This window comes from Pandoraea pulmonicola (assembly GCF_000815105.2).
In the GTDB taxonomy this organism is placed as follows: domain Bacteria; phylum Pseudomonadota; class Gammaproteobacteria; order Burkholderiales; family Burkholderiaceae; genus Pandoraea; species Pandoraea pulmonicola.
On sequence record NZ_CP010310.2, the window covers coordinates 3,740,199 to 3,761,859 of the forward strand.

Genomic DNA, 21,661 nt, shown 5'->3' on the forward strand with positions numbered 1-21,661 from the left:
GCTCGTCGCCTCAGGCGGCCGCTTCCATATGCCGCGCAAACCACTGCTGCACGCCCGCCTCGCCTTCCGGTCCGACGTGCAGACCGAGCTTGGTGCGACGCCATAGCACGTCCTGCGCCGTGCGCGCCCATTCGTACTTCACAAGATAGCGCAGCTCGGCCTCGTAAAGATCGCCGCATACGCGCTCGCCCAGATCTTCGAGCGATCTCGCGTCGTCCACGAGCACATGTGTGCGCGTGCCGTAGGTGCGCGCGTAGCGATGCGCCAGCGTTGCCGGCAGCCACGGCAGTTGCGCCCGCAGCGACGCCTCGAAGACGCCGGCATCGGGTTCGGCCATGTCGCCCCCCGGCAGCGCGGCGCCCGCGGTCCAGTCGCCATGCGTGAAACCGAGTGGAGCGCGCAGATGCGACATCGCCTCTTCGGCCAGACGCCGGTATGTCGTGATCTTGCCGCCGAACACCGAGAGCAGCGGCGCGCGCTTGGGCGCCGCGTCGAGTTCGAGTTTGTAGTCGCGCGTGACCGCCGACGGATTGGCGACTTCCTCTTCCATCAGCGGACGCACGCCCGCGTAGGTCCACACGACGTCGGCAGGCGTGATCGATTGCGTGAAGTAGTCGCTCGCGGACTTGCACAGGTAGGCGATCTCGTCGTCGTTGATGGCGACCTGCGCGGGGTCGCCGCCGTATTCGACGTCGGTCGTACCGATCAGCGTGAATTCGCGTTCGTACGGAATCGCGAAGATGATGCGCTTGTCCGGGTTCTGGAAGATGTAGGCGTGATCGTGATCGAACAGCTTGCGCGTGACGATGTGGCTGCCCTTGACGTTGCGGATGCGGTGCGTCGAGTGCTGATGCAGCACGTCGCCCAGCAGATGGCCGACCCACGGCCCCGCCGCGTTGACGACGGCACGCGCGCGCACGGTCTGCATACGGGGTTGCGCGCCATCGGTCGTCTCGAGCGTGGCCGTCCACAGCTGTTCGCCGCGCTCGGCGCCGGCAAGGCGCGTGCGGGTGAGGATCGTCGCGCCGCGCTCGGCGGCGTCCTGCGCGTTGAGCACGACCAGGCGCGCGTCCTGCACCCAGCCATCGGAATACACGAAGCCGCGCTGCAGATCGCGGCGCAGCGGCGCGCCGGCCGGATGGCGGCGCAGATCGATGCCGCGCGAGCCCGGCAGGATCTCGCGGCGGGCGAGATGATCGTAGAGGAACAGGCCGGCGCGAATGAGCCACGCCGGACGCAGATTCGGCATGTGCGGCATGACGAAGCGCAACGGCCACATGATGTGGGGCGCCGCGCGCAGCAACACCTCGCGTTCCTGCAATGCCTTGCGCACCAGACCGAACTCGTAGTACTCGAGATAGCGCAGGCCGCCGTGAATCAGCTTGGTGCTGGCCGACGACGTGTGCGAGGCCAGATCGTCCTGCTCGACGAGCAACACACGCAGGCCGCGACCGGCAGCGTCGCGCGCGATCCCCGTGCCGTTGATGCCGCCACCGACGACCAGCAGGTCGTACGGTGCGAGGCGATTGTCGGATGGCGGTTGGGCGGCTGTCGGCACGTGCGGCTCCCGGATCATGAGCGTCATCGAAATTCGAATAGGGTGGCCAATGTTCGTGAATGCTCACAAAAATGTTCGTTTCCGAACTTTGGCGCTCGAATTCTAACAGATGTCGCTCTTCGAAGTTCGAATTCGCGCATGACAAGACACGCCGAATGCCGAGGGCGTCACTCGGCGATATGCACCTGGGTGCCCGCCTCGGCGATTACCTGCGCCATGCTTTCGGGCACCGGTCGGTCGGTGAAAAGTGCATCGATCTGCGACAGGTGGCCGAGGCGCACCAGCGCCGGGCGGCCGAACTTGCTGTGATCCGCGGCGAGAAACACCGTGCGCGAATGGGCAATGATCGCTTCCGCCACGCGGACCTCGCGATAGTCGAAATCGCGCAGCGTGCCGTCGGCGTCGATGGCGGAGATGCCGACGATGCCGAAGTCGACCTTGAACTGCCGGATGAAGTCGAGCGTGGCTTCGCCCGTCACGCCTTGATCGCGGGCGCGCACGACGCCGCCCGTGATGATCACTTCGGCGTCGGCATAGCCGCTCATCATGGCGGCCACGTGGAGGTTGTTGGTGATCACGCGCAGGCCGCGATGACGCGACAGCGCGCGCGCCACCGCCTCGGTGGTCGTGCCCAGGTTGATGAAGAGCGAGGCATGATCGGGGATCTGTTCGGCGAGACAGGCGGCAATGCGGCGCTTCTCGTCGGCGAGCTGCGTCTGGCGGGCGTCGTACGCTTCGTTTTCCGCGCCGCCCGGCAACCCGACGCCGCCGTGGTATCGCCGCACCCACTTGCGTTCCGCGAGCGAATTGATATCGCGCCGGATCGTCTGCGGGGTGACTTCGAAGCGGACGGCGAGCTCGTCGACGGTCAGGAAACCGTCGCGCCGCACCGCGTCGAACAGTGCCTGCTGGCGCGGATTGAGCGACGTCTGCCCGGCGTCCGGCCCGCCTTCGGCGAGGGCTTCGGAGACATCGGAAACTTCAGCGGAATCGGTAGAGGACATCGGTGCGCAGAGAAGACCTTCGTGCGCCCGGGCCGGCCGCACGTTCGCCGCCATGATACCGCGCCCCTGTCGGGCGCCGCCGCGGGACATCGCCCGCGCCACGACGGCTCGGTGCGCCCCTACGACCTTACAGGCACTGGCGCACCGCGTCGGCCAGCGACTGCGGCCCCGTCGAGCCGAGATAGAGCGAGCCTTCGCTGCCGGGCTTGCGCGGCGTGAGTTCGAGGATGGCGAGCACGCCATCGTCGCCGGAGGAGAGTTGCAGGGTCTGGCCGGCGCCGGCTTTCGCGCGATCGAGCCGCGCATACGGCAGTTGCTTCTTCCACAGCTTCGCCGTGCAGGCGCTCACGCGCGCGAGCGTCTTCTTCGACGAACCCTGCCAGACGGCGCCATTGGAGCGCGCATCTTCCGCGGTGTCGCGGTAGGCCGGCAACGTCTCGACTTTTACATTTTCCGGTGCAATGTCGGCAACACTGCCCACGGGAGGATCGTCATGCGAGACAGCGGGCAGCGTCTGTGCGCAACCGGCCAGCAACACGGCGGCTGCCAGACTCGTGGCGACGACGACCCGCGCCGTGCCCGCCTTCGTGCTCCCCGGCGCCCTCCGGCGCCCGATGTCCTGCGGACTGTCTCGCTTTATCTCTGGCTTTGTGCCCCGCTTCATGCCCCGGCTCCACGCTCGCAAAGAGTCGCCGCACGCGCGATAGCTGCCATGCGCCGAAGCCGGCCCCGGGCAGCACGTCGGAAGCGACAACCTGGTATCTGGTCACGGCGCGGGATGGCTGGCAGCCGCAGGATGTCTTGCACGCATCCCTGTCAGGCCGCCGCTCGCACCGTCTTGTTCTGAAACGTCTCGTCCTTTCGGGCGCTCATCTTACTAGTGTTATTCCCGGCATGGCAATTCGCGCAATGCGCGCTGGCCCCAATCGCGTATATTGCTGGTTTCTGTCACACTGCGCCGCGACGCCTCGCGCCCGACCCCGCTGCGAGCCGACACACGCTCCCGCCCTGCCGTCGTCCGGAAAGAACTTCCGTGCGGCCGGTCCGCCACAAGCGATGACGCCGAGACCGGCGGGCAGGATGCGCCAGTGAATCCTGCCAACCCATTTTTGCGACAGTCCCGATTGCCATGTCCAGCAATGTGCAAGCTCCGATCATCGTCATCGCTCCCGATTCGTTCAAAGGTTCGCTGAGCGCGCCCGAAGTGGCGCGCGCCATCGCCTCGGGCATCGCCCGCGTGCTGCCGGACGCCGATCTGCGTCTGCGCCCGATGGCCGATGGCGGCGAAGGCACGCTCGACGCCCTGCTCTCCGCCGGCGGACGGCGCGTGCCGCTGTCGGTGCGCGGTGCGGGGCAGGCGTCGGTGACGGCCGAGTACGGCGTCATGCCGGACGGCACGGGCGTGCTGGAGAGCGCCAACGTCGTGAGCATCACCGACCCGGTGGGCATGCAGACGCCGGTCGCCGAACGCTCGACCGTGGGCCTGGGCGAGTTGCTGCGCGCGCTGCTCGACACGGGTGCGCGCCGCGTGCTCATCGGCCTGGGCGGCAGCAGCACGAACGACGGCGGCGCGGGGCTGCTCGTCGGGCTCGGCGCCCGCCTGCTCGACGAGGCCGGCGAAGTCGTCCCGCCGGTGCCGGCCGCGCTGCATCGCGTGGCGTCGATCGATCTGAACGGGCTCGACGCCCGCCTCAAGGATTGCGAACTGATCGCGATGTCCGACGTGAACAACCCGCTCAACGGCGCGCAAGGCGCGACGGCGATCTTCGGGCCGCAAAAGGGCGTGAGCGAAGCGCAGGTCGAGCCGCTCGACCGTGCCATCGCGCATTTCGCCGGCCACGCGCATCGCGCCTTCAACGCCAATGAAGCCGCCAGCCGCGCGGGCGCCGGCGCCGCGGGCGGTCTGGGCTTCGCGCTGCATCTGCTCGGCGCGCGGTTCCGCTCGGGCGCGGAAGTGGTGGCCGAACGCGTCGGCCTGCCGCAAGCGGTGGAAGGGGCGGACTGGCTCATCACCGGCGAAGGCCGCAGCGACGGTCAGACGCTGTCCGGCAAGACGCCGATGATCGCCGCACAGGTCGCGATCAAGGCGGGGGCAACGGCGTCGCTGCTCTCGGGCGCCATCGACCGTAGTGCGCTGGACAGCCTCTCGCGTGTGTTTTCGGGCTGCTTCTCGTTGACGTTCGGCCCGACCACGCTGGAGAAGGCCATCGCCGACGCCGCTGGGCTGCTCGCCGACAGCGCCGAACAGATGGCGCGTCTGCGCTACACGCACAAGGGTTGAGCGCCGCCGGCGCGGTGTGCGGCTGATCCGTCAGCAGCACACCGCCCCATCCCGAGCCCGGCGTCAAATCTCGATTCCGAGCGACGCCGCCGCCCGTCTCGCGATGCTCAGGGTGCCAGCCACGCCCACCTCGCCGTCCTCTTCGCCGTCCTCCTCGTCCCCGTCCTCCAGCATCCACACGGCGGACAGCCCAGCCCACGCCATGACCCATCGCAGCAACCGCTCGGGCGCCAGCCCAGCGATGCGCGCGACGCGCTCGACACGCCGGTCGAACACCCCCGGAGCCAGGGCACTCTGCGCATCGGGATTGCAAAACAGATTGGCATAGTCGAAGCCGCGCTCGCCGTACAGGCCTTTCGGATCGATGGCCAGCCACCCCGCCGCGCCGAAGTCGAGCACGTTGCCATGATGGATGTCGCCGTGCAGCACCATGACATCCTGCGGCGTCGCCAGAAGCGCCCGCGCGACATCGGCACATTGGACGAAGGGACGCCCCAGCCCCTCGGCGCTCGACAGCAGCGATGAAAACCGTACCGTCAGCGGAATTAGTGGTGGCAGTGGTGGCAATGGCGGCAGCGTCTCACGGCGCGGCCGATGAAGACGAGCGACGACCGCGCACAGAATGTCGGTGGCGGCGTCGTCACGTCCCTGCCGGGACATCTCGACCAGCGTTTCACGCCCGTCGGCGCGCAGCATCAGCAGCGCTTCGGCGTCGTGTTCGAGCACGGGCGCGGCGCCATCGCCGTTCCACCACGCCATCAGCGCGCTGCCGTCGCGCTCTTCCTTCTCGTGCGACACCTTGAGCATCGCGGCGACACCCTTCCGACGCACCGGCAGAAGATGACTATGCTTCGATGCGAACGGCTCGCCGTCGACGCGCAGCCTCCAACGCGCCAGGTAGGGTTCGAACCAGGTCATTGCAGACAAACGCGATCTCCCTGACGGCACATCACACCATCAAATCCACGAAACGATGCACCGGCATCGCTTCGAGCCGTTGCTGATCCAGCGCTACTTCGAGGATACGGGCCTGCGCCCTCGCCGCGAAACGGCGCGCGAGGTTGGTGCGGAATTTCTCCACGAGCAACGGAATCCCCTCGGCGCGCCGCCGCTTGTGGCCGATCGGGAATTCGACGAGCACTTCGTCGAGCGTCGTGCCGTCGTTGAACGTGACGGTCAGTCCGTTGGCGATCGAACGCTTGTCGGGGTCGTGATAGTCGCGCGTGAACCGCGGGTCCTCCACGCATGCGATCTTCGCGCGCAACGCATCGATACGCGGGTCGGCAGCCACGTCGTCCTCGTAATCGGCCGCGGTGAGGCGCCCGAACAGCAAGGGCACCGCCACCATGTACTGAATGCAGTGATCGCGATCGGCCGGATTCGCGAGCGGCCCCTGCTTGTCGATGATCCGGATCGCCGCCGCGTGCGTGCGAATCGTCACCGAGCGGATGTCCTGCGCGCCGCGCCCGGCCGCCTGCATTTGGCGGTGCAGCGTCATCGCCGCCTCGGCGGCGGTCTGCGCATGAAACTCGGCGGGAAACGATATCTTGAACAGCACGTTCTCCATGACATACGACCCGTACGGGCGCTGGAACGCGAACGGTCTGCCCTTGAACAGCACGTCGTAAAAGCCCCATGTCTTTGCCGTAAGCACCGACGGATACCCCATCTCCCCGGTGCGCGCCATCAGCGCGAGACGCACCGCACGGCTCGTCGCATCGCCGGCCGCCCACGATTTGCGGCTGCCGGTGTTCGGCGCGTGGCGATAGGTGCGCAGACTCTGTCCGTCGACGAAAGCCAACGACAGGGCATCGATCAATTCGTCGCGCGTGAGGCCGAGCATTTCGCCGACGACGGCCGTCGATGCGACCTTCACCAGCACCACGTGATCGAGCCCCACCTCGTTGAACGAATTCTCCAGCGCGAGACAGCCCTGAATCTCGTGCGCCTTGATCATCGCCCCGAGCACGTGGCGCATCGTGAGCGGCGCCTGCCCGCCGGCCACCGCCGTGCGCGAGAGCCAGTCCGCCGTCATCAGGATGCCGCCGAGATTGTCCGACGGATGCCCCCACTCCGCCGCGAGCCAGGTGTCGTTGAAATCGAGCCAGCGAATCATGGCGCCGAGGTTGAACGCGGCCTGCACCGGGTCGAGCTGGTACGGCGTCCCGGGGACTTTCGCCCCGTTGGGCACGATCGTGCCTGGCACGATGGGTCCGAGCAGTTTGGTGCACGCGGGATAGGACAGCGCTTCGAAGCCGCACCCGAGCGTATCGATCAGGCAGTTGCGCGCGGTGTCGAAGGCGAGATCGCTGCGGATCTCATAGGTGAGGACGTAGTCGGCGATGTCGGTGAGAACCTTGTCGGGCGCGGGACGCACATTCGAGATGCCAGCGGACATTGGCTGCCTCCAGTGACGTTGAAGGAAACCGCCGGCGCGCAATCGCCTTGCGGGCATCGGGCCGCGCGCCGCGGCTTTCCCGGAAGCTCCAATGATAAGCGGCTGGCGAGCGCCATGCTCGCCAGCCGCCACCTTCGCCCCTCCCCGCCCACGCGGCCCACACGGTACGGCGTGGACGGCGCCCACGTCACGACGTCAGAAGGCGTCGCCCGGAATCCGCACCCAGCCTTCCATCAGCACGCGTGCGCTGCGGCTCATGATGGCCTTGGTGACGGTCCATTCGCCGTCGACCTCACGGGCTTCGGCCCCCACGCGCAGCGTGCCCGACGGGTGCCCGAAACGCACCGCGTTGCGCGCGCCGCCGCCGGCCGCCAGATTGACCAGCGTGCCGGGAATCGACGCCGCCGCCCCGATGCACACCGCCGCCGTGCCCATCATCGCGTGGTGCAGCTTGCCCATCGACAGCGCGCGCACGAGCAGATCGATGTCGCCGGCGTTCACGGCCTTGCCGCTCGACGCGGTATAGCTCGCCGGCTTCGCCACGAACGCCACCTTCGGCGTGTGCTGACGCGTGGCCGCCTCGGACACGTCCTTGATCAGCCCCATGCGAATGGCGCCGTGCGCGCGGATCGTCTCGAACATCGCCAGCGCCTTGGGGTCGCCGTTGATCGCGTCCTGCAACTCGGTGCCCCGGTAGCCGATGTCCTCGGCGTTGAGGAAGATGGTGGGAATGCCCGCGTTGATCATCGTCGCCTTGAACGTGCCCACTCCGGGCACTTCGAGATCGTCGACGAGATTGCCGGTCGGGAACATCGCGCCGCCCTCACCGTCTTCCTCGGCGGCCGGGTCGAGGAATTCGAGCTGCACTTCGGCGGCCGGGAATGTCACACCGTCGAGTTCGAAGTCCCCCGTCTCCTGCACCGCACCGCCGGTCATCGGCACGTGCGCAACGATGGTCTTGCCGATGTTGGCCTGCCAGATGCGCACGACGGCCACGCCGTCGCGCGGCACCCGCGCCGGGTCGACCAGTCCGCCGCTGATCGCGAACGGGCCGACGGCCGCCGACAGGTTGCCGCAGTTGCCGCTCCAGTCGACGAACTTCTGGTCGATGGAGACCTGCCCGAACAGGTAGTCCACATCGTGTCCGGGCCGCTCGCTCTTCGCGATGATGACCGTCTTGCTCGTGCTCGACGTGGCCCCGCCCATGCCGTCGATCTGCTTGCCGTACGGATCGGGGCTGCCGATCACGCGCATGAGCAGCGCGTCGCGCGCGGCGCCCGGCGCCTGCGCGGCCTCGGGCAGATCCTGCAGACGGAAGAACACGCCCTTGCTCGTGCCGCCACGCATATACGTAGCGGGAATGCGGATTTGTGGCTGATGCGCCATCGCGTCTCTCCTCAGGCTGCCGCTTGCGACGATTCCAGAAAGTCCTGCGCGAAGCGCTGCAGCACGCCGCCCGCCTCGTAGATCGACACTTCCTCGGCGGTGTCCAGACGGCACGTCACCGGCACTTCCACGCGCTCGCCATTGCGGCGATGGATCACCAGCGTGAGATCGGCGCGCGGCGTGCGCTCGCCGATCACGTCGAACGTTTCGCTGCCATCGATACCCAGCGTCTTGCGGTTCGTGCCCGGCTTGAACTCGAGCGGCAGCACGCCCATGCCGACCAGATTCGTGCGGTGGATGCGCTCGAAGCCCTCGGCGACGATGGCCTCGGTACCCGCCAGACGCACGCCCTTGGCCGCCCAGTCGCGCGACGAGCCCTGACCGTAGTCGGCGCCGGCAATCACGATGAGCGGCTGCTTGCGCGACATGTACGTCTCGATGGCTTCCCACATGCGCGTGATCCTGCCCTCGGGCTCGATGCGCGCCAGCGAACCCGCCTTGACCTGCCCATCGACCACGACCATCTCGTTCTTGAGCGTCGGGTTGGCGAACGTGGCGCGTTGCGCCGTCAGGTGATCGCCGCGGTGCGTGGCGTACGAGTTGAAGTCTTCTTCCGGCAAGCCCATCTTCGCCAGATATTCGCCGGCAGCACTGTCGGGCATGATGGCGTTCGACGGCGACAGGTGATCGGTCGTGATGTTGTCGCCGAGCACCGCCAGCGCGCGCATGCCGCGCAGCGTGCGCTCGCCGGCGAGCGCGCCCTCCCAGTACGGCGGACGGCGGATATAGGTGCTCGCCTCGCGCCAGTCGTACAGCGGCTCCGCGCGCTCGCCCGATTCCAGGGTAGCCGCGAACATCGGCTCGTACACGCGACGGAACTGCTCCGGCTTCACGCTGCTGGCGATGATCGCGTCGATTTCCTCGTCGCGCGGCCACAGGTCGGCCAGGCGCACCGGATTGCCGTCGGCGTCGACGCCGAGCACGTCCTTCTCGATGTCGAAGCGGATCGTGCCGGCGATGGCATAGGCCACCACCAGCGGCGGCGACGCGAGGAACGCCTGCTTCGCGTACGGATGGATGCGGCCGTCGAAGTTACGGTTGCCCGAGAGCACGGCCGTGGCGTACAGATCGCGCTCGACGATCTCCTGCTGGATCGCCGGATCGAGCGCACCCGACATGCCGTTGCACGACGTGCAGGCGTAGGCGACCACGCCAAAGCCCAGCTTCTCCAGCTCGGGCAGCAGACCCGCCGCTTCCAGATACAGCGTGACCGCCTTGGAGCCCGGCGCGAGCGAACTCTTGACCCACGGCTTGCGCACGAGGCCCGCACGGTTGGCGTTGCGGGCAAACAGACCCGCCGCGATCATGTTGCGCGGATTGTTGGTGTTCGTGCAGCTGGTGATCGCCGCGATGATGACCGCGCCGTCGGGCATCAGACCCGGTTCGTTCTCCACCTTGCCGCTGATGCCGCGCGTCGCGAGCTCGCTCGTCGGCACACGCTTGTGCGGATTCGACGGACCGGCGATGTTGCGCACCACGCTCGACAGGTCGAACGTCAGCACACGCTCGTACTGCACGTCGCGCAGGCTGTCGGCCCACAGACCGGTTTGCTTCGCATACGTCTCGACCAGCCCGACGAGCGCATCGTCGCGCCCGGTGAGCTTCAGGTACTTGATGGTCTGCGCGTCGATGTAGAACATCGCCGCGGTGGCGCCGAACTCCGGCGCCATGTTCGAGATCGTGGCGCGATCGCCCAGCGTGAGGTTCGCCGCGCCCTCGCCGAAGAACTCGAGATAGGCCGACACCACCTTCTCCTTGCGCAGGAATTCGGTGAGCGCCAGCACGATGTCGGTGGCGGTAATGCCCGCCGGCGGCTTGCCCGTGAGCGCCACGCCGACGATATCGGGCAGACGCATCCACGACGCGCGACCGAGCATCACGCTCTCGGCTTCCAGGCCGCCCACGCCGATCGCGATCACGCCCAGCGCGTCGACCATCGGCGTGTGGGAATCGGTGCCCACGAGCGTGTCGGGATAGGCCACGCCGTCGCTCACCTGCACCACGGGGCTCATGCGCTCCAGGTTGATCTGGTGCAGGATGCCGTTGCCCGGTGGAATCACGTCGACGTTGCGAAACGCCTTCTTCGTCCAGTTGATGAAATCGAACCGGTCTTCGTTGCGGCGGTCCTCGATGGCGCGGTTCTTGGCGAACGCGTCGGGATCGAAGCCGCCGCACTCGACGGCAAGCGAGTGATCAACGACCAGTTGCGTCGGCACCACCGGATTGACGAGGGCCGGGTCACCGCCTTGCGCGGCGATGGCGTCGCGCAGGCCGGCCAGATCGACGAGCGCGGTCTGTCCCAGGATGTCATGGCACACGACACGCGCCGGAAACCACGGGAAGTCGAGATCGCGGCGTCGCTCGATCAGTTGCCTGAGCGAGTCGGTCAGCGCGGCCGGATCGCATCGGCGCACGAGGTTCTCGGCCAGCACGCGCGAGGTATAGGGCAACGTGTCGTAGGCGCCCGGCGCAATGGCCTCGACGGCGGCGCGGGCGTCGAAGTAATCGAGCGACGTCCCGGGCAGGGATTTTCGGTATTCGGTGTTCATCATGTGAGGAGGTATCGGCCCGGCTTGCTGCAAAAGGCTGCCAGCGACTGGCAGGGCGCCGGCGCATGCCGGACGCGCGAAGGCGTCCGGCACGGGGCGGCGAGAGACGTCGGAATGCCGTGCTACGGCAATCTCAACGCTTCTCGATCGGCACGAACTTCTGGTCCTCCGGACCGGTGTAGTTGGCGCTCGGACGAATGATCTTGTTGTCGATGCGCTGCTCGATGATGTGCGCGCTCCAGCCCGACGTGCGCGCGATCACGAACAGCGGCGTGAACATCGCGGTCGGCACGCCCATCATGTGATAGCTCACGGCACTGAACCAGTCGAGGTTCGGGAACATCTTCTTGACGTCCCACATCACCGATTCCAGACGCTCGGCGATGTCGAACATCTTGGTGTTCTGCTGATCCTTCGAGAGTTCGAGCGCCACTTCCTTGATCACCTTGTTGCGCGGATCGCTCACGGTATAGACCGGGTGGCCGAAGCCGATGATCACTTCCTTGTTCTCGACGCGCTGGCGGATGTCGGCCTCCGCCTCGTCGGGCGAGTCGTAGCGCTTCTGGATCTCGAAGGCGACCTCGTTGGCGCCGCCGTGCTTCGGGCCGCGCAGCGCGCCGATCGCCCCCGTGATGGCCGAGTGGATGTCCGAACCCGTACCGGCGATCACGCGCGCGGTGAAGGTCGACGCGTTGAACTCGTGCTCGGCGTACAGAATGAGCGACGTGTGCATGGCGCGCACCCACAGATCCGACGGTTTCTCGCCGTGCAGCAGATGCAGGAAATGGCCGCCGATGCTGTCGTCGTCCGTCTCCACGTCGATGCGCACGCCGTTCTGGCTGTAGTGATACCAGTACAGCAGCATCGAGCCGAGGCTCGCCATCAGGCGGTCGGCGATATCGCGCGCGCCCGGAATGTTGTGGTCGTCCTTCTCCGGCAGCACGGTGCCGAGCACCGACACGCCGGTGCGCATCACGTCCATCGGGTGTGCGGCGGCGGGCACGGCTTCGAGCGCGTCCTTCACGGCGGCGGGCAGCCCGCGCAGCGACTTGAGCTTGGCCTTGTAGCCCTTGAGCTCGGCCACGGTCGGCAACTTGCCGTAGACCAGCAGATACGCGATCTCTTCGAATTCCGAGGTCTGGGCCAGATCCAGAATGTCGTAGCCGCGATAGTGCAGGTCGTTGCCCGAACGGCCCACGGTACACAGGGCGGTATTGCCGGCGGTCACCCCGGACAGGGCAACGGATTTCTTCGGCTTGAAGCCGGTGGCGGTCGTCTCGCTCATGCTCATTTCCTCCAGTCCAGATCAGGGATTCGGTTATTTCTGCTGTGCGAACAGCGCGTCGAGCTTCTGCTCGTACGCGTGGTAGCCGATGCTCTCATAGAGTTCGGCACGCGTCTGCATGGTGTCGAGCACGGCCTTTTGCGTGCCGTCGCGACGAATGGTGTGGTAGACGTTCTCCGCCGCCTTGTTCATGGCGCGGAAAGCCGATAGCGGGTACAACACCAGACCGACCTGCACGCTCTTGAGCTCTTCGACGGTGAAGAGCGGCGTCGAGCCGAATTCGGTGATGTTCGCGAGCACGGGCACCTTCACGGCGTCGGAGAACTGACGGTACATCGGCAGTTCGGTCATCGCCTCCGGGAAGATCATGTCGGCGCCCGCTTCCACGCACGCGCAGGCGCGGTCGATGGCGGCCTGCAGCCCTTCCACGGCGAGCGCGTCGGTGCGCGCCATGATCACGAAGTTCTCGTCGGTGCGCGCGTCGACCGCGGCCTTGATGCGATCGACCATCTCCTGCTGACTCACGATGGCCTTGCCCGGACGATGGCCGCAACGCTTTGCGCCGACCTGGTCTTCGATATGCATCGCGCCCGCGCCGAACTTGATGAGCGACTGCACCGTGCGCGCAATGTTGAATGCCGACGGGCCAAAGCCGGTATCGACGTCCACGAGCAATGGCAGATCGCACACGTCGGTGATGCGACGCACGTCGGTCAGCACATCGTCGAGCGTGGAAATGCCCAGATCGGGCAGTCCCAGCGAACCGGCAGCCACGCCGCCGCCCGACAGATAGATCGCCTTGAATCCGGCGGCTTTGGCCAACAGGGCGTGGTTGGCATTGATGGCGCCGACAACCTGCAACGGTTGCTCGGTCTTGACGGCCTCGCGGAAGGCGGCGCCGGCCGAACGAATGGTGTGCGTCACTTGAGTCCCTCGGTCGTGGATGAGGTGCATGCGGTGGGGCTGGCCCCGTCTCCGCTCGCACACGGGTTGAAATGTGGCTCCATTGATAGCAATGGGCGTGCCAGGGAGGCCATTTCCACCCACGGGTCAGCAACCTCGGCGCCGCTAACGCCTTCATTTACCAGCGGAAATCTGGCACCGATCTGACGTTTGCGTCAAGCAAACGACGCGGGCGCTCGATCCATTGCTCGTCGCATGACGTTTCATATTGAAACAAATCATGAAACGCCGTATTGCAACATGCTACGATTCGTGTCGATTGCCCGATCCGCCAATGCCCGCCATGCCAAGCCCGTCCGCCCCCGATCATCTACCGTCCCAACTGCCGCCGCACCTGCCCGCCTCGGCCACTGGCTTGCCGCGCGCCGTGCTCGCGCAGCCGGTCACGGCGGTGCGCAAGCCCGTGATCTGGGCCGTGGGCATCAGCAAGCTCGGCGAGTTGTACCGCGACATCGTGCCGGACTACGCCGCGCACGCGGAAGTGCAGATCATCGACAAGGGTTACGAAGCCGTGATCGACGCGCTCGAGCATCTGCCGGCCGGCAGCGTGGACGGCATCGTCGCGGCCGGCTCGAACGGGGCGTTCCTGCGCGAGCGGCTGGCACTGCCCGTCGTGCTCGTGAAAGTCACCGGCTTCGACGTCATGCACGCGCTCGGACGCGCCCGCCGTGCGCTGGCCTCGACCTCGCCGGCGTCGCGCATTGCACTCGTGTCGTACGCGCGCCCCGCGCCGGAATTCGAACGCTTCAAGAGCGCCTTTCATCTCGATATCCCCCAGCACGTCTACTTCGACGCCCACGATGCGGAAGACCTCGTGCACCGCTTGCGCGACGAGGCCATCGAGGTCGTGGTCGGGCCCGGCCTCGTCACGGAACTGGCGGAACGCGCGGGGATGACGGGCGTTTTTCTCTACTCGCAGGATTCCGTGCGCGCCGCGTTCGACACGGCCCTGGAAGTGGCGCGCTTCGGACGCATCGAGGCACAGCGCCGCGAGCGGCTCGACACGGTGCTGCGGCATCTGCACGAGGGCGTGGCGGCGGTCGATCTGCACGGACGCATCGAAGCCATCAACGCGTCGATGGCCAGCATGCTCGGTGTGACGGTCGCCGACGCCGTGGGTCGCCCGCTCGACGCCATCGCCCCGGCGCTCGACATCGGACGCACGCTCGAGAGCGCCAGCGCCGAACTCGAAGCGATCGTGTCGATGGCGGGCAAGACGTGGGTCATCAATCGCATCCCGCTGCTCGATCAGGGCACGCTCACGGGCGCGCTGCTCACGTGCCAGGACTCGCAGTCGTTCGCGCGCGTGGATCGCTCGCTGCGCTCGCGGCATCGTCCACGACACCTCGTGGCGCGTTACCGGCTCGACGACCTGATCGGCGACTCGGCCGCCATGACGCACGTGCGTGCGCTCGCCCGCCGCTACGCACAAACCGATTCCACGGTGCTCGTGCATGGCGAGAGCGGCACCGGCAAGGAACTGCTCGCGCAGGGCATTCACAACGCAAGCCGCCGCCGCGACTATCCGTTCGTCGCGATCAACTGCGCGGCGTTTCCCGAAACGCTACTGGAGAGCGAACTGTTCGGCTATGAGGACGGCGCGTTTTCCGGCGCACGGCGGGGCGGCAAGGCGGGCCTCTTCGAGACGGCGCACAACGGCACGATCTTTCTCGATGAGATCGGCGAGATGCCGATGCCGCTGCAGACGCGCTTGCTGCGCGTGCTGCAGGAGCGCGAGGTATTGCGGCTCGGTGCGACGGAGCCCGTGCCGTGCGACGTGCGCGTGATCGCCGCCACACACCGCGATCTGCGCCAACAGGTCGGCGCCGGACTGTTCCGCGAAGACCTTTACTACCGCCTCAATATCCTGCGCATGGTGCTGCCGCCGCTGCGCGAGCGCATGGACGACCTGCCCCGCCTCACGCCGCTCTTCCTGGAGCGCGCGCTCGCACGCGCGAGCGCTCGCATGAGCGTCGATGCGCTGCAGGCCACGCTGCTGCCGCTGCTTGCGACCTATCGTTGGCCCGGCAATGTGCGTGAGCTGGAAAACCTGCTGGAACGGATCGCAGTGGTCTGCGCCGACGTGGTCGATGCGCGCGAGATCAGTCGAGCTCGGCTCGTCGACATCGCACCGGAGTTGGGCGGGATGCCCGTGGCGCATGCGGCCCCAGTTGATCCTACTGCCCCTGCGGAATCCGGGGACGCCGGGCGGATGAGGCTCGCGTCGAACGGCGACGCCGCGCCGCTCACCGGCCGCGCACGACGCGCGGCCGAGGAACTCGCACGCATCCGCACGACGCTGGCCGCCTGCGGCGGCGATCGCGCGGCGGCGTGCGAGGCGCTCGGCATCAGCCGCTCCACCCTCTGGCGAAAACTGCGTGACACGTCGGACGGCTGATGCCGAAGCGTGTCACCGTGCGCCGTCAGTGCTGGTGACGGATGCGCTCCCACATATCGTGCCAGTCCAGCCGCTTGTGCGCGGACGGCTCGTCGTGATGCGTCACCCAGAAGTGATCCACGAGCATGCCGATGGCAAAGCCGACCAATAGCGCCACCAGCATCATCGAGACATTCATCATGGACATGGCAGCCTCCCGCTGATCCGGATCACATCTTCATTCTAGGCGAGCGCTTTCATGCCGGCAGGGGTATTTCTCGAACGAACCCCACTGCGCGCGGGCAATAAAAAACCGGGGTCGAAACCCCGGTTCGTCGGCTGGGCGGCGGTCACGGCGCAGTCCCCGCAGGGGACGAAGCCCCCGAAAGGGGACGAAGCCCCGGCTGGGCCTCGGCCGCCATCGCGGGAGTTACCACGTGGCGATCAACGCGCCGTTGAACTTCGTCTTGATGAACTCCTTCACTTCGTCCGATTGATAGGCGCCGACCAGTTGTTTGACCCACGGCTTGTTCAGATCCTGCGTGCGCACGGCGATCAGGTTGGCGTACGGCCCCTTCAGGTCTTCGATGGCGATGGCATCGCGCTGCGGCGCCAGGCCGGCCTGAACGGCGAAGTTGGTGTTGATCGAGGCGGCATCGAGGTCCGGCAGCGCACGCGGCAACTGGGCGGCTTCGAGTTCCACGATCTTCAGCTTCTTCGGGTTCTCGACGATGTCGAGCGGCGTGGCGTTCTTGCCTTCGAGGCCGGCACGCAGCTTGATCAGGCCTTCCTTCTGCAACAGCAGCAGCGCACGATTGCCGTTAGACGGATCGTTCTGGATGCCGACCTTGGCGCCATTCTTCAGATCCTTGAGCGACTTGACCTTCTTCGAGTAGAAGCCCAGCGGCGAGACGTACGTGAGGCCCGCGCTCACGATCTTGTAGCCGCGATCCTTGACCTGGCTGTCGAGGAACGGCTTGTGCTGGAAGCCGTTGGCGTCCAGATCACCCGCGTCGAGCGCAGCGTTCGGCTGTGCGTAGTCACTGAATTCGATGATCTTGATTTCGAGGCCGCGCTTGTGGGCGACCTGCTTCACAACTTCGAAGATCTGCGCATCCGAGCCGGCCATCGTGCCGACCTTCAGAGGCTTGTCTGCCGTCTGGGCCGAAGCGCCGACGGCGGCCAGCGCGAGCGTGGCGGCGAGGAATGCGTTGATCAGTTGACGAGACAGCATGTGCGATTTCTCCTTTTGCTTTTGGACGCCTGTTGGGCATTTGTTCGGTATCGGGCAGACCTGCTGGGCCTGCGGCGGGCGCGAACTTCGCGACCCAGGCCTCGGATGCTGCCATAGATGCGGGTATACGCGAAATACATTATCGGCATTTCCATATCCCCTGCCGGCGGCGATAGCGGCGGCAAATGACAAAAAAACGCCCCTCCGGATCACCGAAGGGGCGCATCGCCGGGAGAACCGCCTGAGCACGGGCCGGGGGGTGGCGCGGCTGACGGGATACCGCCAGCCGGTCGCGTCAGGAACCAGCGATCAACCTGCGAAACTCGTACCACCATTGTTCGAAACGCCGGGCCGGTTCCCGCACGCGTTGTGCCGAACGCGTGCAGGCCCGCCCGTCACTGGCTCAAGGGCACGGCTCTTCGCCGTTCTGACCATTCATCTGACACCCCCCGCCGCCACCGAAACCACTGGGGCCACCGAACGCGGCAAGTCCGTTGCCGCCCGCTGCACCCCCAATACCGATACCACCGGGCCCGCTGGCACCCACGCCGCCGCTTGCTCCTGCAGCACCGCCGCTGCCGCCTCCACTACCGCCCCCGCTGCCACCACCTCCACTACCGCCACCGCTGCCACCGCCGCCGCTGCCACCACCACTGCCGCCGCCGCCACTGCCACCACCGCCACTGCCACCACCACCGCCACCACCGCCACCACCGCCACTGCCACCACCACCGCCACCACCGCCACTGCCACCACCACCGCCACCACCGCCACCATGGCCGCCATGACCACCGTGACCGCCGCAGCCGCAGCCGCCAGCACCGCCGATACCTACACCTACGCCGCCACCCGCTCCCGGGCCGCCGAATCCACCGAATCCGCCCACGCCGATACCACCACCACCGAAGCCGATGCCACCGCCCCCGCCGCGTCCGCCGCCACCACCTCCGGCATGGGCGGCGTTGATCGAAATGCCGCAGAGCATCGCGGCCGCCGCCGCTCCCACCAAAGTCGCCTTGAACCCGTTCATGGTCCCCTCCCCGCGCACATGCACGCCTCATTTCGGAACACGCCGCACCTCGCCATAAAGTGCAGCGTTACAGCGCCGGCGCATCAACGGGAAACGCGGGCAACAGGAAACCCACCCGCGCACAATGCGCGCAGGAGATCCTTCCCAACCGCCTGCGGGAATTCCGGGTTGGCGCTTCGCCATACACGATTCACATACGCGAATTCCGTGCCAGTCGACTCAACCCTTTGATTTGCAAAGAACTAATAACTCAATTTGCGAGACATCGTGAGACAGGCCGCGGAAAATGTATCGTTCATGAAACGCTTAAAACGCTGACAGCCGCGCCGAGCATCACCGGTCGCAACGGATGCTGCGTCGGACGCCCCACCCGCCACGGTCGGCATTCGTCACCCTCGCATACGCTCGCGCGCTTCGCGCAGCAACGCCTGCGGCGGCTTGCCCAGCGTGCGCACGAACGCGCGCCGCATGCGTTCCTCGTCGCCGAAACCCGTCACGTTCGCGACACGCGCAATGGACGCCTCCCCGGCCTCGAGCAGCGCCTGCGCCGCTTCGAGCCGAAGCTTCTCGATGGCCTTCGCCGGGGTGAGCCCTGTCTGCCGCGTGAATTCACGACTGAAGTGCCGCGCACTCCAGTGCACGTGCGCGGCCAACTGCTCGACCGACAGCGACTCGCGCAGATGCTCGCGCGCGTAGGCAAGCGCGGTGCGCACGCGATCCGAGCTGGGTTCGAGCGTCGACAGGGTGGAGAACTGCGATTGCCCGCCCGTCCGGCGGTAGTGCACGACGAGCAGGCGCGACGTTTCGCGGGCCACGTCGCCACCCCAATCGGCCTCCACCAAGGCGAGCGCAAGATCGATGCCGGCGGTCATGCCCGCCGACGTCCACACCGAGCCGTCGCGTACATAGATCCGGTCGTCTTCGACGATCACGCCGGGGTGCCGCTGTTGCAAGGCGCTCGCCTGTCCCCAGTGCGTCGTGGCGCGCCGCCCGTCGAGCAAACCGGCGTCCGCCAACGCGAAGGCGCCGGAACAAATGCTGCCCAGGCGTCGTACGCGAGACGCCAGCCGTACGAGCGCCTCGGCAAGTTCGGGCTGCGTCGGCACGACCCGCGTCGCGCCAGCTACCAGCACCGTGTCGAAGCGCCGCCGCCCAATCGCTTCCGTCGCCACGGCAATACCCGCGGAATCCCGCACCAGCCCGCCCGCCACCGACACCACGCTCACGGCATAGCGCGGCGCCGGTTGCTCGAAGTTGGCGATCTCGAAGACCGACATCGCCGCGAGCGAAATCATCTGGAAGCCCGGGTAGACCACCAACGCAATACGTTTCGTCATGACAGAAAGATCGAAGTGCGGCAATGACTGCGCGACGAAGCCATTCTAGTGACGCGCGACGAAGCGCGTCGGACAAGAATGTCCTGAAAGGAGGCTTTCATGTCATTTGAGACATCAAGGAACTGGGCCAGACTGGCTCTCATCGGCGTGGCAATTCCCCCGCCGCGAACGAGTTCCCTTCATTGCACAGGACATTCATCATGAGCCACACTCCGACCCCCGGCACTGCACTGATTACAGGCGCCTCCTCCGGCATCGGCGCCGTGTATGCCGACCGGCTCGCCCGCCGCGGGCATGATCTGATTCTCGTCGCCCGGAACACCGCCCGCCTGCGCGACGTCGCCCAGCGCCTGCGCGCGCAGACCGGCCGCCAGGTCGACATCCTCGGTGCCGATCTCGCCACACGTGACGGCCAGGCAGCGGTCGAAGCCCGACTGCGGGCGGACGCCGACATCGACGTGCTCGTGAACAACGCCGGCTTCGGTGCAGTCGCGCCCCTGCTGGACGCCGACGTCGAACAGATGAGCGCCATGATCGACGTGAACGTCACAGCGCTCACCCGCCTCACGTATGCCGCAGTACCCGGCTTCGTCGCGCGCGGGCGCGGCACGGTCGTCAACATCGCGTCCATCGTGGCCATCGCGCCGGAATTGCTCAACGGCGTATACGGCGCGACGAAAGCCTACGTGCTGGCCTTCACACAGTCGCTGCAACACGAGTTGGCGGACAAGGGCGTGCGCGTACAGGCCGTGCTGCCGGGCCCGACCATCACGGAGTTCTGGGAAGTGGCCGGCAAGTCGCACGAGGCGTTGCCGCAGACGTGGTTGATGTCGTCGCAGGATCTGGTCGACGCGTCGCTCGCCGGGCTCGATCAGGGGGAAATCGTGACGATTCCGCCACTGCAGGATGGCGAGGACTGGACGGCGCATGAAGCGTCGCGTCGCGCGCTGTCGCAAAAGCTCGCCCACGGCACGCCGGGCGCACGATACGCAGTGAAGGCGTGATGTCCCCGCCTTGATGGGGACCCGCTCGGCCGCCGGCTCGGTTCGCCTCAGTCAGTTCGCCTCGATCAGCTCGGCCGACGACTCGCGCAGGCATGCGGCGAACAACTGCGCGGCCGGCGTCGTCGTGTCTTCGCGCCAGTACAGAATCGCTTCGCCCAACGGCTCGAGCGGCGGCAACGGCAGCACACGCATCGTGCCGCGCTGCACATAGCGGCGCGCGAGCGAGAGCGGCAGGATCGACACGAAATCGCCGCCGCGCAGCAGCGACAGGTTCAACGCCAGCGAACTGGACTCGATCGCCGGGCGCTGCAGCGTCACGCCGCGCTCGGCCAGGATCTCCACCATCGTCGCAAACGCCGGCGAGCCACGCATCGGCGTGATCCAGCGCACCTCCTGCAAATCGTCCCAGGTGACCGGCGTGTCGGGGCCGCCCAGCGCGTGCCGCGCGCCGACCACGAAAACGAACGGCTCGTGATGCAACGATTCGTGGCGCATCACCGGCAAGTGCCCCGTCACGCGGTTTCGCCCCAGCGCCAGATCGAGATTGCCTTCGTCCATCATCTTGAGCAACCGGTCGAGCGTGGCTTCGACGAACGAGAACGACGCACTGGGCGCGCGCCGAGTGAACAGTTCGACGGCATGGGCGATGAGCGGCTGCGGAATCGTCACGACCGCGCCGAAGCGCACGTGCCCGGCAGTGCCGGCCGTCAGTGCGCTCACGTCACGCCGGGCCAGTTCGATCTGTCGCAGAATCTCGCGCCCGCGCTCGACCAGCACCCGTCCGATGCCTGTCAACTCAACGGCGTTGCCCACCCGGCGCAGCACCGGCGCGCCGAGTGCGTCCTCGATTTCGGCTATCTGCTTCGAGATGGCCGGCTGCGTGACATGAAAGGCCGCCGCCACGCGCGTGACCTGCCGCAACTCGCCCAGCGTCACCAGAATGCGCAGATGCCCCAGCTTCAGGCCGCTGCGGAAAAAGCGCTCTATCGAATTGTCGGTCGTGGACATGAGACGGTCTCGAAAAGCCCATGGGCGCGGAATCTCTTCCCCCCGCAGAGCCGACATCATAACCAAACGGTAATGTCGCGCACGCAAAGTGTGATTTGCCGCGCAGGCGGCGCGCGCCTTACCCTTCGATCGAGCAGCACTGCCGTAGCGAGAATTTCAGTGGCGCAGGCGAGGATCTGCGATGAAA

At 66.8% G+C, this 21,661-nt stretch carries 17 protein-coding genes; 3 read left to right on the forward strand and 14 right to left on the reverse strand.

Features of this window, described 5'->3' with window-relative positions; translation table 11 throughout:
- Positions 1-10 precede the first annotated feature (10 nt).
- The 3 genes from glpD to RO07_RS15970 form a co-directional block, all read right to left on the reverse strand.
- Positions 11-1,585 (reverse strand): glycerol-3-phosphate dehydrogenase, encoded by a 1,575-nt coding sequence (gene glpD, locus RO07_RS15960; protein WP_418303688.1) that lies wholly within the window; start codon positions 1,583-1,585, stop codon positions 11-13.
- A gap of 140 nt (positions 1,586-1,725) precedes the next feature.
- A complete protein-coding gene (locus RO07_RS15965) occupies positions 1,726-2,562 on the reverse strand; it encodes a DeoR/GlpR family DNA-binding transcription regulator (protein WP_039415765.1) in 837 nt (278 codons plus the stop codon).
- 127 nt (positions 2,563-2,689) lie between these two features.
- Positions 2,690-3,226 (reverse strand): hypothetical protein, encoded by a 537-nt coding sequence (locus RO07_RS15970; RefSeq protein WP_039412292.1) that lies wholly within the window; start codon positions 3,224-3,226, stop codon positions 2,690-2,692.
- Between the two features lie 465 nt (positions 3,227-3,691).
- On the opposite strand from RO07_RS15970, the gene RO07_RS15975 reads away from it, so the two are divergent.
- Positions 3,692-4,843: a glycerate kinase gene (locus RO07_RS15975; RefSeq protein WP_039412293.1), complete on the forward strand. Its 1,152-nt coding sequence runs from the start codon at positions 3,692-3,694 to the stop codon at positions 4,841-4,843.
- Between the two features lie 63 nt (positions 4,844-4,906).
- Here the strand turns inward: RO07_RS15975 and RO07_RS15980 are convergent, their stop codons facing one another.
- The 6 genes from RO07_RS15980 to prpB form a co-directional block, all read right to left on the reverse strand.
- Positions 4,907-5,761, reverse strand: a complete 855-nt coding sequence (locus RO07_RS15980) for an aminoglycoside phosphotransferase family protein (protein WP_039412294.1) — start codon at positions 5,759-5,761, stop codon at positions 4,907-4,909.
- 31 nt (positions 5,762-5,792) lie between these two features.
- A complete protein-coding gene (locus RO07_RS15985) occupies positions 5,793-7,241 on the reverse strand; it encodes a bifunctional 2-methylcitrate dehydratase/aconitate hydratase (protein ID WP_039412296.1) in 1,449 nt (482 codons plus the stop codon).
- A gap of 195 nt (positions 7,242-7,436) precedes the next feature.
- The gene (gene prpF, locus RO07_RS15990; RefSeq protein ID WP_039412299.1) at positions 7,437-8,627 is read right to left on the reverse strand and encodes a 2-methylaconitate cis-trans isomerase PrpF; all 1,191 of its coding nucleotides are present in this window, start codon (positions 8,625-8,627) and stop codon (positions 7,437-7,439) included.
- 11 nt (positions 8,628-8,638) lie between these two features.
- Positions 8,639-11,239 (reverse strand): Fe/S-dependent 2-methylisocitrate dehydratase AcnD, encoded by a 2,601-nt coding sequence (gene acnD / locus RO07_RS15995; protein ID WP_039412300.1) that lies wholly within the window; start codon positions 11,237-11,239, stop codon positions 8,639-8,641.
- A 130-nt stretch (positions 11,240-11,369) separates the two neighbouring features.
- The gene (gene prpC / locus RO07_RS16000; RefSeq protein WP_039412301.1) at positions 11,370-12,521 is read right to left on the reverse strand and encodes a bifunctional 2-methylcitrate synthase/citrate synthase; all 1,152 of its coding nucleotides are present in this window, start codon (positions 12,519-12,521) and stop codon (positions 11,370-11,372) included.
- Positions 12,522-12,554: 33 nt separating this feature from the next.
- Complete coding sequence (gene prpB, locus RO07_RS16005) at positions 12,555-13,445, reverse strand: methylisocitrate lyase (protein ID WP_039415767.1); 891 nt, start codon at positions 13,443-13,445, stop codon at positions 12,555-12,557.
- A gap of 313 nt (positions 13,446-13,758) precedes the next feature.
- Between prpB and prpR the strand changes: the two genes are divergently transcribed.
- A complete protein-coding gene (prpR, locus tag RO07_RS16010) occupies positions 13,759-15,882 on the forward strand; it encodes a propionate catabolism operon regulatory protein PrpR (RefSeq protein WP_237171271.1) in 2,124 nt (707 codons plus the stop codon).
- A 25-nt stretch (positions 15,883-15,907) separates the two neighbouring features.
- Here the strand turns inward: prpR and RO07_RS26070 are convergent, their stop codons facing one another.
- The 4 genes from RO07_RS26070 to RO07_RS16025 form a co-directional block, all read right to left on the reverse strand.
- Positions 15,908-16,069: a hypothetical protein gene (locus RO07_RS26070; protein ID WP_157118212.1), complete on the reverse strand. Its 162-nt coding sequence runs from the start codon at positions 16,067-16,069 to the stop codon at positions 15,908-15,910.
- A 222-nt stretch (positions 16,070-16,291) separates the two neighbouring features.
- Positions 16,292-17,095: a MetQ/NlpA family ABC transporter substrate-binding protein gene (locus RO07_RS16015; protein WP_039412303.1), complete on the reverse strand. Its 804-nt coding sequence runs from the start codon at positions 17,093-17,095 to the stop codon at positions 16,292-16,294.
- 403 nt (positions 17,096-17,498) lie between these two features.
- Positions 17,499-18,125, reverse strand: a complete 627-nt coding sequence (locus RO07_RS26430; protein WP_176582425.1) for a hypothetical protein — start codon at positions 18,123-18,125, stop codon at positions 17,499-17,501.
- Between the two features lie 389 nt (positions 18,126-18,514).
- A complete protein-coding gene (locus RO07_RS16025; RefSeq protein WP_039412307.1) occupies positions 18,515-19,462 on the reverse strand; it encodes a GlxA family transcriptional regulator in 948 nt (315 codons plus the stop codon).
- Positions 19,463-19,662: 200 nt separating this feature from the next.
- On the opposite strand from RO07_RS16025, the gene RO07_RS16030 reads away from it, so the two are divergent.
- Positions 19,663-20,466, forward strand: coding sequence for an SDR family NAD(P)-dependent oxidoreductase (locus RO07_RS16030; RefSeq protein WP_039412310.1), 804 nt, complete (start codon positions 19,663-19,665; stop codon positions 20,464-20,466).
- Positions 20,467-20,517: 51 nt separating this feature from the next.
- Here the strand turns inward: RO07_RS16030 and RO07_RS16035 are convergent, their stop codons facing one another.
- Positions 20,518-21,474, reverse strand: a complete 957-nt coding sequence (locus RO07_RS16035; RefSeq protein WP_039412313.1) for a LysR family transcriptional regulator — start codon at positions 21,472-21,474, stop codon at positions 20,518-20,520.
- Positions 21,475-21,661 lie beyond the last annotated feature (187 nt).

What these genes read in the sequence shown, in the direction of transcription:
- prpC (WP_039412301.1), bottom strand. Translation starts at nt 12,521, where the DNA reads ATGAGCGAGACGACCGCCACCGGCTTCAAGCCGAAGAAATCCGTTGCC.
- RO07_RS16015 (WP_039412303.1), bottom strand. Translation starts at nt 17,095, where the DNA reads ATGCTGTCTCGTCAACTGATCAACGCATTCCTCGCCGCCACGCTCGCG.
- RO07_RS16025 (WP_039412307.1), bottom strand. Translation starts at nt 19,462, where the DNA reads ATGACGAAACGTATTGCGTTGGTGGTCTACCCGGGCTTCCAGATGATT.
- glpD (WP_418303688.1), bottom strand. Translation starts at nt 1,585, where the DNA reads ATGACGCTCATGATCCGGGAGCCGCACGTGCCGACAGCCGCCCAACCG.
- RO07_RS15980 (WP_039412294.1), bottom strand. Translation starts at nt 5,761, where the DNA reads ATGACCTGGTTCGAACCCTACCTGGCGCGTTGGAGGCTGCGCGTCGAC.
- acnD (WP_039412300.1), bottom strand. Translation starts at nt 11,239, where the DNA reads ATGATGAACACCGAATACCGAAAATCCCTGCCCGGGACGTCGCTCGAT.
- RO07_RS15970 (WP_039412292.1), bottom strand. Translation starts at nt 3,226, where the DNA reads ATGAAGCGGGGCACAAAGCCAGAGATAAAGCGAGACAGTCCGCAGGAC.
- RO07_RS15965 (WP_039415765.1), bottom strand. Translation starts at nt 2,562, where the DNA reads ATGTCCTCTACCGATTCCGCTGAAGTTTCCGATGTCTCCGAAGCCCTC.
- RO07_RS16035 (WP_039412313.1), bottom strand. Translation starts at nt 21,474, where the DNA reads ATGTCCACGACCGACAATTCGATAGAGCGCTTTTTCCGCAGCGGCCTG.
- RO07_RS15985 (WP_039412296.1), bottom strand. Translation starts at nt 7,241, where the DNA reads ATGTCCGCTGGCATCTCGAATGTGCGTCCCGCGCCCGACAAGGTTCTC.
- RO07_RS16030 (WP_039412310.1), top strand. Translation starts at nt 19,663, where the DNA reads ATGAGCCACACTCCGACCCCCGGCACTGCACTGATTACAGGCGCCTCC.
- prpR (WP_237171271.1), top strand. Translation starts at nt 13,759, where the DNA reads ATGCCCGCCATGCCAAGCCCGTCCGCCCCCGATCATCTACCGTCCCAA.
- RO07_RS26430 (WP_176582425.1), bottom strand. Translation starts at nt 18,125, where the DNA reads ATGAACGGGTTCAAGGCGACTTTGGTGGGAGCGGCGGCGGCCGCGATG.
- RO07_RS26070 (WP_157118212.1), bottom strand. Translation starts at nt 16,069, where the DNA reads ATGTCCATGATGAATGTCTCGATGATGCTGGTGGCGCTATTGGTCGGC.
- prpF (WP_039412299.1), bottom strand. Translation starts at nt 8,627, where the DNA reads ATGGCGCATCAGCCACAAATCCGCATTCCCGCTACGTATATGCGTGGC.
- RO07_RS15975 (WP_039412293.1), top strand. Translation starts at nt 3,692, where the DNA reads ATGTCCAGCAATGTGCAAGCTCCGATCATCGTCATCGCTCCCGATTCG.